Origin of the sequence: Micromonospora sp. CA-111912 (assembly GCF_050948415.1) — a bacterium.
Lineage (GTDB): Bacteria > Actinomycetota > Actinomycetes > Mycobacteriales > Micromonosporaceae > Micromonospora.
In genome coordinates, this window is sequence record NZ_CP192007.1 from 1,456,265 (window position 1) to 1,469,316 (window position 13,052).

Consider the following 13,052-nt stretch of genomic DNA (forward strand, 5'->3'; position numbering starts at 1 on the left):
CCCCCGGAGGTCGAAGCTACTTGTGGGTAACATTGGGCCGTGGGCAACTGCACAGCAGCCCGCTGTTGACCGGGCGTCAACGGACGCGCGAGGCTGCGCCCGAGACCGGGCGAGCAATCGCAACACCAACAGGAGGGTCGTCGAAGCGCGATGAACATCGTCGTACTCGTCAAGCAGGTGCCCGATTCGGGCGCGGACCGCAGCCTGCGCACTGACGACAACACCGTCGACCGCGGTTCGGCGAACAACGTCATCAACGAGATGGACGAGTACGCCATCGAAGAGGCGTTGAAGATCAAGGAGGCGCACGGCGGCGAGGTCACCATCCTGACCATGGGTCCGGACCGGGCGACCGAGTCGATCCGCAAGGCGCTCTCCATGGGGCCGGACAAGGCCGTGCACGTCGTCGACGACGCCCTGCACGGGTCCTGCGCCGTGGCCACCTCGAAGGTGCTCGCCGCCGCTCTCGGTCAGCTGGGCGCCGACCTGGTGATCTGCGGCGCCGAGTCGACCGACGGCCGGGTCCAGGTCCTGCCGCACATGATCGCCGAGCGCCTCGGCGTCGCCGCGCTGACCGGTGCGCGCAAGCTCACCGTCGACGGTGCCACCCTGACCGTCGAGCGGCAGACCGAGGAGGGCTACGAGGTGGTAACCGCCTCGACCCCGGCCGTCGTCTCCGTCTGGGACACCATCAACGAGCCGCGCTACCCGTCCTTCAAGGGCATCATGGCCGCCAAGAAGAAGCCGGTGCAGACGCTCTCCCTGGGTGACCTCGGCGTTGCCCCGGCCGAGGTGGGCTTCGACGGCGCGACCAGCGCCGTGCTGGGGCACACCAAGCGCCCACCGCGCTCCGGCGGCGCGAAGGTCACCGACGAGGGCTCCGGCGGCGTGCAGCTGGTCGAGTTCCTCGCCACCGAGAAGTTCGTGTGAGGGGTCTGGACATGTCTGAGGTTCTCGTCGTCGTCGAAGCCACCCGGGAGTTCGGCGTCAAGAAGGTCACCCTGGAGATGCTCACCCTCGCCCGCGAGCTGGGCACGCCGAGCGCGGTCGTGCTCGGTGGCCCCGGCGCCGCCGAGGCGCTGAGCGCCAAGCTGGGCGAGTACGGCGCGGAGAAGATCTACGCCGCAGAGGGTGAGGAGATCGACGGCTACCTGGTGGCCCCCAAGGCCACCGTGCTGGCCGAGTTGGTCAAGCGGGTCCAGCCCGCGGCCGTGCTGCTCGCCTCCGCCCAGGAGGGCAAGGAGATCGCCGCCCGGCTGGCCGTCAAGCTGGACAACGGCATCCTGACCGACGTGGTCGGCCTCGCGGCCGACGGCACCGCCACCCAGGTCGCGTTCGCCGGCTCGGCCATCGTGAAGTCCAAGGTCACCAAGGGCCTCCCGCTGGTCACCGTCCGGCCGAACTCGGTCACCCCGGTGCCGGCCGCCGCCACCCCGACCGTCGAGCAGCTCACCGTGTCGGTCACCGACACCGACAAGCTGGCCAAGGTCGTCGACCGGGTCGCCGAGCAGAAGGGCTCGCGCCCCGAGCTGACCGAGGCCGGCGTGGTCGTCTCCGGCGGTCGTGGCGTCGGCAACGCCGACAACTTCAAGCTGGTCGAGGAGCTGGCCGACCTGCTCGGCGGCGCCGTCGGGGCGTCCCGCGCGGCCGTCGACTCCGGCTTCTACCCGCACCAGTTCCAGGTGGGCCAGACCGGCAAGACCGTCTCCCCGCAGCTCTACGTCGCGCTGGGCATCTCCGGGGCGATCCAGCACCGGGCCGGCATGCAGACCTCGAAGACCATCGTCGCCGTGAACAAGGACGGCGAGGCCCCGATCTTCGAGCTGGCCGACTTCGGCGTCGTCGGCGACCTGTTCAAGGTCGTCCCGCAGGCCGCCGAGGAGATCCGCAAGCGCAAGTGAACGAGGCCCCCTGGGGCTGCCCGCAGATACCCGGAAAGAGTGGCCGTCCCACGTGGGACGGCCACTCTTTCCCGTATTTGCCGCGTTCGGAGGGCGGGGGTGGGGGAGGGGGCTGATCGGCGGGTCGGGGAGCTGAGCCGGCCCGCCGACCAGCCCGTCGAGGTGCCCCTCGACCGGCTGTCGCCGGAGTGGGCGGGGTGTCGGGTCGATGCCTGAGACCTTGTAGTACCCCGGAACGGTCGGGGGAATCGCCAGGTGGGGTGCGGGGGTTCTGCTCTCGCCATTCGGCCGCGCCACGGTGGTCTCCCCGGAGGTGGGCGAGGGTGCCCTCCGGCTTCGGGTTGCCGGTGCCCCGGTCAGTAGGCTGAACGGCGATGGCATACCTGGATCACGCCGCGACGACTCCGATGCTCGACGAGGCACTGGAGGCGTACCTGGCCGCTGCCCGCGAGGTCGGCAACGCGTCGTCGCTGCACGCGGCCGGCCGACGCGCCCGGCGCTGGGTGGAGGAGTCCCGCGAGCGGGTGGCCGCCGCGCTGGGCGCCCGCCCGTCCGAGGTCATCTTCACCGGCGGCGGCACGGAGAGCGACAACCTCGCGGTCAAGGGCATCTTCTGGGCCCGCCGGTCCGCGTCCCCGGGCCGGCGGCGGCTGATCTCCAGCGCCGTCGAGCACCACGCCGTGCTCGACGCGGTCGACTGGCTGGTCGACCACGAGGCGGCCGAGGTGGGATGGCTGCCGGTGGACGCCGCCGGTCGGCTCGCCCCGGAGACGCTGCGCGCCGAGTTGGCCGCGCACGGCGACGACGTGGCCCTGGTCACCGCCATGTGGGCCAACAACGAGGTGGGCACCATCCAGCCGGTCGCCGCGCTGGCCGCCGTCGCCGCCGAGCACGGCGTGCCGTTCCACACCGACGCGATCCAGGCCGTCGGCCAGGTGCCGGTCGACTTCGCCGCCAGCGGCGTCTCAGCGCTCACCGTCACCGGGCACAAGCTGGGCGGCCCTGCGGGCGTCGGCGCGCTGGTGCTCGCCCGGGATGTCGCGGCCACCCCGCTGCTGCACGGCGGCGGGCAGGAGCGCGACGTCCGCTCCGGGACGCTGGACACCGCCGGCATCGTCGCCTTCGCGGTCGCGGTGGAGGCGGCCGTGAAGGGCCAGCAGGAGTACGCGGCCCGGGTGGCCGTCCTCCGCGACGACCTGGTGGAGCGGGTCCGGCACGCCGTCCCCGAGGTGGTCTTCAACGGCGACCCCGCCGACCGGCTCCCGGGCAACGCGCACTTCTCCTTCCCGGGCTGCGAGGGCGACGCCCTGCTCCTGCTGCTCGACGCCCAGGGCATCGCCTGTTCCACGGGCTCGGCCTGCTCGGCCGGGGTGGCCCAGCCCTCGCACGTGCTGATCGCGATGGGCGCCGATGACGACCGCGCCCGTTCCTCGCTCCGCTTCACCCTCGGCCACACCAGCACCCAGGCAGAGATCGACGCCCTGGTGACGGCCCTCCCGGCCGCAGTCGACCGCGCCCGCCGCGCCGCCGCCCTCCGCACCCCCCGCTAGCCCTCACCCCCGCCGACCAGATGGACTCGTGGGCCCGGTTCGGTGCCGTGCGCGTTCCGCCCCCGGCACCGTTCCATGATCGACGGGGCGACAGGACGGGGCCGGTACGCTCGGGTGGGGAAGGGAGCGTGACGGGGTGAGGGTTCTTGCGGCCATGTCGGGCGGGGTGGACTCCGCCGTGGCGGCGGCGCGGGCCGTGGAGGCCGGGCACGACGTGACTGGCGTGCACCTGGCGCTCGCCCGCAATCCGCAGACGTACCGCACCGGGGCGCGGGGGTGCTGCACGCTGGAGGACTCCCGGGATGCCCGGCGGGCCGCCGACGTGATCGGCATCCCGTTCTACGTGTGGGACATGGCCGACCGGTTCCACGAAGAGGTGGTAGACGACTTCGTCGCCGAGTACGCGGCCGGTCGTACCCCGAACCCCTGCCTGCGCTGCAACGAGAAGATCAAGTTCGCGGCGGTGCTGGACCGGGCCGTGGCCCTGGGCTTCGACGCCGTCGTCACCGGCCACCACGCCCGGCTCGGCCCGGACGGCCTGCTGCGCCGCAGCGTCGACCTCGCCAAGGACCAGTCGTACGTGCTGGCGGTGCTGACCCGTGCCCAGCTCGACCGGTCGGTCTTCCCGCTCGGCGACTCGACGAAGGCGCAGGTCCGCGAGGAGGCGGCCCGCCGCGGGCTGGCCGTGGCCGACAAGCCCGACTCGCACGACATCTGCTTCATCGCCGATGGCGACACCAGGGGCTTCCTGGCCGGACGACTCGGCGAGGCGTCGGGCGACGTGGTCGACGCGCTCACCGGCGCGGTGGTCGGCAGCCACACCGGCGCCTACGCGTACACGGTGGGGCAGCGGCGCGGCCTGCACCTGGACCGGCCCGCCCCGGACGGACGACCGCGTTACGTGCTCTCGATCACACCGAAGACCAACACCGTCACCGTGGGGCCGGCCGAGGCGCTCGAGGTCTTCTCGGTGCGCGCCGAGCGTCCGGTCTGGACCGGTGGGGGGCGGCCGGCCGGGCCGGTCGGGTGCGAGGTGCAGTTGCGCGCCCACGGTGACGTGGTGCCGGCCACCGTCGAGCTGATCGGGGACACGCTGCGCGCCGAGCTGGGCCGTCCGGTGCGCGGGGTCGCCGCGGGCCAGGCCGTGGTGGCGTACCGGCCGGACCCGGCCGGCGACGTGGTGCTCGGCTCCGCCACCATCACCGCCTGATCCGTATACCCTTCGCCCGTGACAGATCTTGCGTGGCCCTGGCCGGCCGGCGCGGCGACCGGTATCGGCTCGCTGCCCGGCACCGACGTCGCCGAGGCGCAGCGGGTCGTCCTCGGGGAGCTGCCCGCGCTGCCCCACCTGCCCGAGCTGCCCGAGCGCGGCCCGGGCGCGGACCTGATCGGCCGCACCGGAGGCCTGCTGGTCGAGCTGCCGGTCGAGTTGTACGCGGGCCGATGGCGGGTCGCCCCCCGGCCGGGCCGGGACCTGCGCCGGGCCCGGGACCTGATGGAACGCGACCTCGACCAGCTCGCCGAGCAGGCCGAGGCGTACGCGGGGACGGTCAAGGTGCAGGCGGCCGGCCCGTACACCCTGGCCGCCTCGCTCGATCTGCCGATCGGTGGGCGGATGCTGCGCGACCCGGGCGCGGTGCGGGACCTCACCGGGTCGCTCGCCGAAGGGCTGCGCGCGCACGTGGCGGCGGTGGCCCGCCGGCTGCCCCGGGCCACGGTGCTGCTCCAGCTCGACGAGCCGTCCCTGCCTGCCGTCCTGGCTGGGCGGGTGCCCACGGAGAGCGGTCTCGGCACGTACCGCCCGGTGGCGCAGCCCGACGCGGCGGACCTGCTGCGCACGGTGGTCGAGGCGGTCGGGGTCCCGGTCGTGGTGCACTGTTGCGCGCCGGACGTCCCGCTGGAGCTGTTCCGCTCGGCCGGCGCTGCCGCGGTCGCGCTGGACCTGAGCCTGGTGCGGGACCTGGACCCGCTCGGCGAGGCGATCGACGCCGGGCTCGGGCTGCTGGCCGGCGCCGCCCCGGCCACCCCGCCGCCGGCCGGTGGCGCGCCGACCTCCGCTCAGGTCGCCGACCGGGTACGTCAACTCTGGGACCGCCTCGGCTTCCCGCGCCGTCGCCTCGCCGAGCAGGTGGTGGTCACCCCGGCCTGCGGCCTCGCCGGAGCCAGCCCGCAGTACGTCCGGGCGGTGCTCGCGGCGTGCCGGGACGCGGGCCGGCGACTCGCCGAGGACTGAGGTTTCCGGTCGGACCCGGTGGGCAAGATGGCCCCATGGTTGGACAACTGCGTTCCACGGTGATCGACTGCCCGGATCCCCGCGCCCTCGCGGCGTTCTACGCCGAGCTGCTGGGCCTGCCGGTGGCGGAGGAGGACTCCGAGGGCGACGAGTGGGTGGTGCTCGGCGGCCCGGTCGGCCGCCATCCTCGGCTCGCCTTCCAGCAGGCGCCCGACCTGCGCCCGCCGGCCTGGCCGGACCCGGAGCGGCCCCAGCAGTTCCACCTCGATGTCACCGTCTCCGACATCGAGGCCGCCGAGAAGGCGGCGCTGGCCCTGGGCGCGCGGCGGCTGCCCGGCGAGGGCGAGGGTTTCCGGGTCTACGCCGACCCGGCCGGCCACCCGTTCTGCCTGTGTTGGGACTGACCCGCGCTCCCGTGGCGCGGCTTGCTGCCGCCGGGCATGATCACGGGGGTGATTGACACCTCGCTCCGGCGGGCCTCCGGCTCGCTCTTCGGCCTCGCCTACGGTGACGCGCTGGGCCGGCCGACCGAGTTCCTGACCGTCGCCGAGATCCACCGCCGGTACGGCCCGTCCGGCCCTCGCGAGTTGGAGGGCGACCCGGCGCTGGTCACCGACGACACCCAGATGGCGCTCGCGGTGGGCTGGGCGCTGCACGACGCTCCAGCGTTCACCCCGGAGGCGGTCGAGCCGCTGCTGCGGGAGCGCTTCCTGGCCTGGGCGGTCAGCCCGGACAACAACCGCGCCCCGGGGATGACCTGCCTGCGGGCCTGCGCCGAGCTGTCCCGGGGGGTGCGCTGGCAGGAGGCGACCGTCGCCGGCTCGAAGGGCTGCGGCGCCAACATGCGGGTCACCCCCGTCGGGCTGCTCCCCGTCGACCTGGACACCCTGGCCGGCCTCGCCCAGCTCCAGGCCGGGCTGACCCACGGCCACCCCACCGGGCTGGCCGCCAGTGAGCTGACCGCCTACGCGGTCCGGCTGCTGCGCGACGGCGTCGCCCTGGCCGAGTTGCCGGTGCTGCTCGCCGAGCGGGCCCGCGAGCAGCGTCGGGTCTACCGGGCGGACTGGCTCGGCGACCTGTGGCAGCGCCCGGGGGTGGACTCCCCGGAGGAGTTCATCGCCCGCGGCTGGGACGAGTGCCTGGCCGCCCTGGGCCGGCTGACCACGACGCTCACCCGCCCCGACGACGGCGGCGACCCGTGCCGGCGTACCGGTGAGGGGTGGGTGGCCGAGGAGGCGCTGGCGACGGCGTTGCTCTGCGCGCTGTGGCACGCCGACGACCCGGTCGGCGCGCTGGCCCGGGGTGCGACCACCGCCGGCGACTCCGACTCCATCGCGGCCCTGGCCGGCGCCTTCGTCGGCGCCGCCCACGGACTGTCCGCCTGGCCGCGCGACTGGTCCACCCGCATCGAGTACGCCGACCAACTAACCACCCTCGCCACCCCCCACGACTGACCCCCGCCCACCTGACCAGCCCGTTGACCAAGAGGTTTGCGTCACGCCAGGCCACCCCGCCGCCGACGCGAACCTCTTGCTCTCTGGGGTTAGGGGGTGGGGAGGTGGGGGAGGGTGCGGAGCTGGCGCCAGAGGGTGGGGTCGCACCTGCCCGCGTTGTCCCGGAAAACCGAGGTGGCGATCCGGATGGGTTCGCTGATGTCGAGGTAGCTGTCGTGGTCGGCGCCGGGGTCCCAGTCGCGGGTGGGCATGCGGACGTGATCGTCCCGGTCGGACTTGTCCTGGCTGGTGACCTTGAGCACGTCGGCGTCCCGGTCGTCGGCCCGCAGCACCACGCAGGGGCGGACCTTCGAGCCGGTGCCGTCGGCGTACGGGACCTCGGCCCACCAGACCTCGCCGGGTCGGGGCGTACCGGCGGGGGCGGTGCCTCGCTCGGCGGCGCGCGGCCGGGGTGGGGCGGCCGGTCGGCCCGGGGCCCGCGTGCCGGCGCCCCGGCCGGGACGGGTGGCGGTGGATCCGGGGCGCGGCCGGTCCCGCTGCGGTCGGGCCCGGTCCCGCCGGGCGCGCTCGGTCCCGGCGTTGCGTCGGCGCCACTCGCTCCACGCCCAGCCCGCCGCGACGGCCAGCACGATCGCCAGTGCCCAGAGCAGCCAGTCCGTCATCCGTGCCTCCCGCTGTCCGGCGTCGGCCCGGGCCTGCCGACGTGCGGCGATCCTCGCACGTCGGCGGGGTGACGGCCCGCCGGGCGCGGCGGGCGGCCCGGCGGATTGTCACACCCGACCGATACGGTGCGGGGGTAGCTTGATCACGGGAGGTCGCACGACGTGTCCGGTGGCGGCAAGGTGTCGGAAAGCGGCGGGATGTCCGAGAGCGGCAAGGTGTCGGGGAGCGGCGGGATGTCCGAGAGCGGCGGGGCGTCGGGGAGCGGCAGGGCGTCCGGGGACGATCCGGCGTCGGCGGCGGGTCCGGCCGCGCCGGACGGTGCTGAGGGTGCGGTTGCGCAGCAGGTCACCCCGGCGCAGGAGGCGGCGGCCGGGGCCGAGCCGACCCCCGAGGCGCGGGAGCGGCATTCCACTCTCAGCCAGGAGTTGACCGATCACCAGTACCGCTACTACGTCCTGGACTCCCCGATCGTCACCGACGCCGAGTTCGACCGGCAGCTACGCGAGCTGGAGGCGCTGGAGGCCGAGTTCCCGGCCCTGCGCACCCCGGACTCCCCGACCCAGCGGGTCGGCGGCACCTTCTCCACCGACTTCACCCCGGTCGCCCACGCCGAGCGGATGCTCTCCCTGGACAACGCCTTCGCCGACGAGGAGTTGGCGGCCTGGGCCGAGCGGGTCGAGCGGGACGCCGGCGGCACGGTCTCCTACCTGTGCGAGCTCAAAGTCGACGGGCTGGCGATCAACCTGACCTACGAGCAGGGCCGGCTGGTGCGCGCGGCCACCCGGGGCGACGGGCGCACCGGCGAGGACGTCACCGCCAACGTCCGCAGCATCCGGGACGTGCCGGCCCGGCTGACCTCGTCGGCCGAGTTCCCCGAGGTGCCCGAGTTCATCGAGGTGCGCGGCGAGATCTACTTCCCGATCGCCGGCTTCGCCGACCTCAACGCCAGCCTGGTGGAGCAGGGCAAGGCCCCGTTCGCCAACCCGCGCAACGCCGCCGCCGGCAGCCTGCGCCAGAAGGACCCGCGGATCACCGCGTCCCGGCCGCTGCGGCTGGTGGTGCACGGCGTCGGTGCCCGGCGCGGCTTCGCCCCGACCGCCCAGTCCGAGTCGTACGCGGCGCTGCGGGCGTGGGGGCTGCCGACCAGCGACCGCTGGCGGGTGGTGCCCGACCTGGCCGGGGTCGCGGAGTTCATCGCGTACTACGCCGAGCACCGGCACGACGTCGAGCACGAGATCGACGGCGTGGTGGTCAAGGTGGACCCGGTCTCCATCCAGGGCCGGCTCGGCTCCACCAGCCGGGCCCCGCGCTGGGCGATCGCCTTCAAGTACCCGCCGGAGGAGGTCAACACCAAGCTGCTCGACATCGACGTCAACGTCGGCCGCACGGGCCGGGTCACCCCGTTCGCCGTCCTGGCACCGGTCCTGGTGGCCGGCTCGACGGTGGCCCTGGCCACCCTGCACAACGCGCAGGAGGTGGAGCGCAAGGGTGTGCTGATCGGCGACACGGTGGTGATCCGCAAGGCGGGCGACGTGATCCCCGAGGTGCTCGGCCCGGTGGTCGACCTGCGTCCCGCCGACGCCCGGCCGTTCGTCATGCCGACCACCTGTCCGGCCTGCGGCACCCCGCTGCGGCCGGAGAAGGAGGCGGACGTCGACATCCGCTGCCCGAACAGCCGTGGCTGCCCCGCGCAGTTGCGCGAGCGGGTCTTCCACCTGGCCGGCCGGGGCGCGTTCGACATCGAGGTGCTCGGCTACAAGGGCGCGGCGGCGCTGCTGGACGCGCAGGTCATCGCCGACGAGGGTGACCTGTTCTCCCTCGACGCCGAGAAGCTGGCCCGGTCGCCGTTCTTCGTCAACAAGGACGGCAGCCTCGGCAGCAACGCCGTGAAGCTGATCGACAACCTTGCCGTGGCCCGGGAGCGCGACCTGTGGCGGGTGCTGGTGGCGCTCTCGATCCGGCACGTGGGCCCGACGGCGGCACAGGCCCTCGCCCGGCACTTCCGCTCGATGGCGGCCATCGAGGCGGCCGGCGAGGAGGAACTGTCCTCGGTCGACGGCGTCGGCCCGACGATCGCGGCCAGCATCAAGGAGTGGTTCGCCGTCGACTGGCACCGCGAGGTGGTCCGCAAATGGGCCGAGGCGGGCGTACGGATGGCCGAGGAGGCCGTCGACGAGGGGCCACGCCCGCTGGAGGGGCTCACCGTCGTGGTGACCGGCACCCTGGCCGGGTTCTCCCGCGACCAGGCCGCCGAGGCGATCCAGATCCGGGGCGGCAAGGTCACCGGCTCGGTCTCCAAGAAGACCGGCTTCGTCGTGGTCGGGGACAACCCCGGCTCCAAGGCCGACAAGGCGGTCAGCCTGAAGGTGCCGGTGTTGGACGAGGAGGGCTTCCGGGTCCTGCTCGACCAGGGCCCGGACGCGGCCCGTGAGGTGGCCCGCGTCGGCGAGTGACCCGGCCGCCGCCGCCGAGCGCCCCGGCCGTCACCGGCCCGGGTGACCCGGCCGGAGGGCCCGCGGGGGCGGGTCGTGAATCTTGACCCCACCTGGTCGCGTATACCAACTTAATTACGACTACGACCGATTCGTGGCTGTCGTCTCGGAAAAAGCGGCACTCAGGGCGTTTCATGGGGGCACGACGGGCGCAGGGCCCGCCGTGGCCGCTGCCCGGAGGTGCGATGGAGACCGCAGATCCGCGAAACTCCGTCCCGCCGGGACGGGTTACGCCCTTCTACGGCTTCGTCGCCGCCGTCGCGGTGCTGGCGCTGCTGGTCTCGGCCGGGCCACTGATCGAGCTGCCGGGCCGGCTAGCCGGGCTACCGGTGGCGTTCTGGACGATGGCGGCCCTCGCCGTGGTCTGCGACGCGCGGCCGTTCGTGCCCCCGGGGCGCCGGCAGTCCTCGGCGGTATTCCCGTCCACTTGCTTCACCTTCGCCATCCTGCTCGGCTGGGGGCTCGGTCCGGCCGTGGCGGTGCAGACGGTCGCGGTGGTCGTCTCCGGTTGGCGGATGGGGTACGCCGCCTGGCGGTCCGGCTTCAACGCGGCCCAGTACGCCTGCGCGCTGGCCGCCGCTGCGGCGGTCACGGGCCTGGGGCCGGGCGGGATCTTCGAGGGCGGGCACCTGGGCTGGAGCGACGTGCTGGCCGTCGGCGGGGCGGCGGCGGCCTGGTTCGTGGCCAACTACGGTCTGGTCAGCACCGCCATCCGGTGGCGTTTCGGTGGCCGCTGGTGGCCCGGGTTCCGCTCGGGCCTTGGGTACGAGCTGATCTCCACCGGTTCGTTGCTGCTGCTCGCCCCCGTGCTGGTGACGGCAGCCCGGGCCAGCGCCGCGCTGATTCCGTTGGTGCTGGTGCCGCTGTTCGCGGTGTACCGGATGGCCCACCTCGCCGCCGAGCAGGAGCAGCTGGGCGCGCTCGACCCGCTCACCGGCCTGCCCAACCGCAAGGCGCTGCTCGCGGAGGTGGCCGAGCAGGTCCACCTGCACGCCGAGCGCGCCGCCCGGGGCGAGCCGGACGCCCACCTGGCGCTGCTGCTGATCGACCTGGACCGGTTCAAGAACGTCAACGACGCGCTCGGTCACGCCGTGGGCGACCGGCTGCTGGTCGAGGTGAGTGCCCGGCTGGCCGGCGCGGTGGGGGAGCGGGACCTGCTCGCCCGCCTCGGCGGGGACGAGTTCGCCATCGTCAGCACCGGCCTGACCGGCGTGGACGCCGCCCGGGAGACCGCCGAGCGGCTGGTGGGTGCTCTCGCCGAGCCGGTGGCGCTGGACGGGCTGCCGCTGGACGTCGGCGGCTCCATCGGCATCGCGCTCTACCCCGAGCACGGGGAGGACTTCGCCACCCTGATGCGCCACGCCGACGTGGCGATGTACGACGCCAAGCAGCGCAGCGACACCGTCGCCGTGTACGCCGCCGAGTCCGACCACAACTCCGCCGAGCGGCTGGGTCTGCTGGCCGACCTGCGGCGCGTACTCGAAGCGGGGCCGGCGGGCCGGGACGACGGTCGGGGGCCGGCGGGGCGGGACGACGGTCGGGGGCCGGCGGGGCGGGACGACGGTCGGGGGGCGGCCGGGGTGCGCGGCGGGGACGGCGCTGCCCTGCCCGCCGCCCTCGCCCCGGCGGTCGCCGGCCGCGGTGGCGCGGGGCGCTCGACCGGCGGGTCGGCCCGCTGGGGCGTCCGCCGGAACCGGGAGCGCTCGGGGCCGGCCCACCCCGACGAGCTGATCCAGCGGATCGTCACCGCCGCCGACCCCATCCGCCGGCGGGCCGCCGCCACCGGCGCCGGGCTGGAGCAGCCGGGCGACACCGGGCCGGAGCAGCCGGCCGAACCGGGCGGCGGCGGGGCGGCGGAGGCGGATCCCGGGACCGGCCCGGGGGCCGGGGTCGCGTACGCGGAGCCGACCGGCCGGCGGCCGGGGCCCGACGAGCCGGGCAACCCCGGCGAGATCACCATGTACTACCAGCCGCAGGTCGCCATCGCCACCGGCGAGGTGGTGGGCGTGGAGGCGCTGCTGCGCTGGCGGCATCCGCGCCGGGGAATGGTCGACCCGGAGGAGCTGATCCGGGTCGCCGAGCAGAGCGCGGTGATGCGGCTGCTCACCCGCCGGGTGGTCGACGACGTGGTGGAACAGCTGGCGAAGTGGTCGGCGGCCGGGATCAGCCTGCGGGCGGCGCTCAACGTCAGCGTCCGGGACCTGCACACCGGCGAGATCGCCGACCAGATCGCCGACCGGCTGGCCCGCTTCGGCGTCCGGCCGGAGCGGCTGCAACTGGAGATCACCGAGGGCGCGCTGATGGCCGACCCGCGCCGGGTGCTGGCCACCATCTCCCGGTTGCACTCCATCGGGGTGGCCATCGCGCTGGACGACTTCGGCACCGGCTACTCGTCGATGCAGCACCTGCGCCGGTTGCCGCTGTCCGAGGTGAAGGTGGACCGGTCGTTCGTGCTCGGGATGGCCGACGACGCGGACGACGCCGCCATCGTCCGGTCGATGATCGAGCTGGCCGGGGCGCTCGGGCTGCGGGTCGTCGCGGAGGGGGTGGAGGACGAGCGGACCTGGCGGCTGCTGCACGCCGCCGGCTGCGACGTGGCGCAGGGCTGGTTCTACGCCCGGCCGATGCCGGCCGAGGAGTTGGCCGCGTGGCTCGCCCGGTACCGGCCGCTGCGGCCGGCCGCGCGGGAGGCGGAGAGCCGGCCCCCGCGCGCCCGCTGACCCGACGGCGTCTGGGCGCCGCGGGGCCGGAGGGGAAGC

General features: G+C 74.6%; 10 protein-coding genes. 9 read left to right on the forward strand and 1 reads right to left on the reverse strand.

Annotated features, from left to right (window positions below; genetic code table 11):
• The first annotated feature begins 150 nt into the window (after window positions 1–150).
• The 7 genes from ACQPZO_RS06715 (at window position 151) to ACQPZO_RS06745 (ending at window position 7,138) form a co-directional block, all read left to right on the forward strand.
• On the forward strand, window positions 151–930 hold the full coding sequence (locus ACQPZO_RS06715; RefSeq protein ID WP_387016706.1) for an electron transfer flavoprotein subunit beta/FixA family protein: 780 nt from the start codon (window positions 151–153) through the stop codon (window positions 928–930).
• Between the two features lie 11 nt (window positions 931–941).
• Entirely contained in the window at window positions 942–1,901 is a 960-nt protein-coding gene (locus ACQPZO_RS06720; protein WP_387016704.1) for an electron transfer flavoprotein subunit alpha/FixB family protein, read from the forward strand.
• A gap of 374 nt (window positions 1,902–2,275) precedes the next feature.
• On the forward strand, window positions 2,276–3,451 hold the full coding sequence (locus tag ACQPZO_RS06725) for a cysteine desulfurase family protein (RefSeq protein WP_433348022.1): 1,176 nt from the start codon (window positions 2,276–2,278) through the stop codon (window positions 3,449–3,451).
• Between the two features lie 136 nt (window positions 3,452–3,587).
• On the forward strand, window positions 3,588–4,661 hold the full coding sequence (gene mnmA, locus ACQPZO_RS06730) for a tRNA 2-thiouridine(34) synthase MnmA (RefSeq protein WP_433348024.1): 1,074 nt from the start codon (window positions 3,588–3,590) through the stop codon (window positions 4,659–4,661).
• An 18-nt stretch (window positions 4,662–4,679) separates the two neighbouring features.
• Window positions 4,680–5,684, forward strand: a complete 1,005-nt coding sequence (locus ACQPZO_RS06735) for a methionine synthase (RefSeq protein ID WP_433348026.1) — start codon at window positions 4,680–4,682, stop codon at window positions 5,682–5,684.
• A gap of 35 nt (window positions 5,685–5,719) precedes the next feature.
• Complete coding sequence (locus tag ACQPZO_RS06740; protein ID WP_433348028.1) at window positions 5,720–6,088, forward strand: VOC family protein; 369 nt, start codon at window positions 5,720–5,722, stop codon at window positions 6,086–6,088.
• A gap of 36 nt (window positions 6,089–6,124) precedes the next feature.
• Window positions 6,125–7,138 carry an ADP-ribosylglycohydrolase family protein gene (locus tag ACQPZO_RS06745; protein ID WP_433348030.1) on the forward strand — a complete coding sequence of 338 codons (1,014 nt, stop codon included), beginning with the start codon at window positions 6,125–6,127 and terminating at the stop codon, window positions 7,136–7,138.
• A gap of 89 nt (window positions 7,139–7,227) precedes the next feature.
• Here the strand turns inward: ACQPZO_RS06745 and ACQPZO_RS06750 are convergent, their stop codons facing one another.
• Window positions 7,228–7,800: a type II toxin-antitoxin system PemK/MazF family toxin gene (locus ACQPZO_RS06750; RefSeq protein WP_433348032.1), complete on the reverse strand. Its 573-nt coding sequence runs from the start codon at window positions 7,798–7,800 to the stop codon at window positions 7,228–7,230.
• Window positions 7,801–8,034: 234 nt separating this feature from the next.
• On the opposite strand from ACQPZO_RS06750, the gene ligA reads away from it, so the two are divergent.
• Entirely contained in the window at window positions 8,035–10,254 is a 2,220-nt protein-coding gene (gene ligA, locus ACQPZO_RS06755) for an NAD-dependent DNA ligase LigA (RefSeq protein WP_433348034.1), read from the forward strand.
• Window positions 10,255–10,478: 224 nt separating this feature from the next.
• Window positions 10,479–13,013, forward strand: a complete 2,535-nt coding sequence (locus tag ACQPZO_RS06760) for an EAL domain-containing protein (protein WP_433348035.1) — start codon at window positions 10,479–10,481, stop codon at window positions 13,011–13,013.
• Window positions 13,014–13,052 lie beyond the last annotated feature (39 nt).

Excerpts from the sequence above, each read along its gene's own strand:
- ACQPZO_RS06745 (WP_433348030.1), top strand. The coding sequence starts at position 6,125 with ATGATCACGGGGGTGATTGACACCTCGCTCCGGCGGGCCTCCGGCTCG.
- ACQPZO_RS06740 (WP_433348028.1), top strand. The coding sequence starts at position 5,720 with ATGGTTGGACAACTGCGTTCCACGGTGATCGACTGCCCGGATCCCCGC.
- ACQPZO_RS06750 (WP_433348032.1), bottom strand. The coding sequence starts at position 7,800 with ATGACGGACTGGCTGCTCTGGGCACTGGCGATCGTGCTGGCCGTCGCG.
- ACQPZO_RS06715 (WP_387016706.1), top strand. The coding sequence starts at position 151 with ATGAACATCGTCGTACTCGTCAAGCAGGTGCCCGATTCGGGCGCGGAC.
- ACQPZO_RS06720 (WP_387016704.1), top strand. The coding sequence starts at position 942 with ATGTCTGAGGTTCTCGTCGTCGTCGAAGCCACCCGGGAGTTCGGCGTC.
- ACQPZO_RS06725 (WP_433348022.1), top strand. The coding sequence starts at position 2,276 with ATGGCATACCTGGATCACGCCGCGACGACTCCGATGCTCGACGAGGCA.
- ACQPZO_RS06760 (WP_433348035.1), top strand. The coding sequence starts at position 10,479 with ATGGAGACCGCAGATCCGCGAAACTCCGTCCCGCCGGGACGGGTTACG.
- ligA (WP_433348034.1), top strand. The coding sequence starts at position 8,035 with ATGTCCGAGAGCGGCGGGGCGTCGGGGAGCGGCAGGGCGTCCGGGGAC.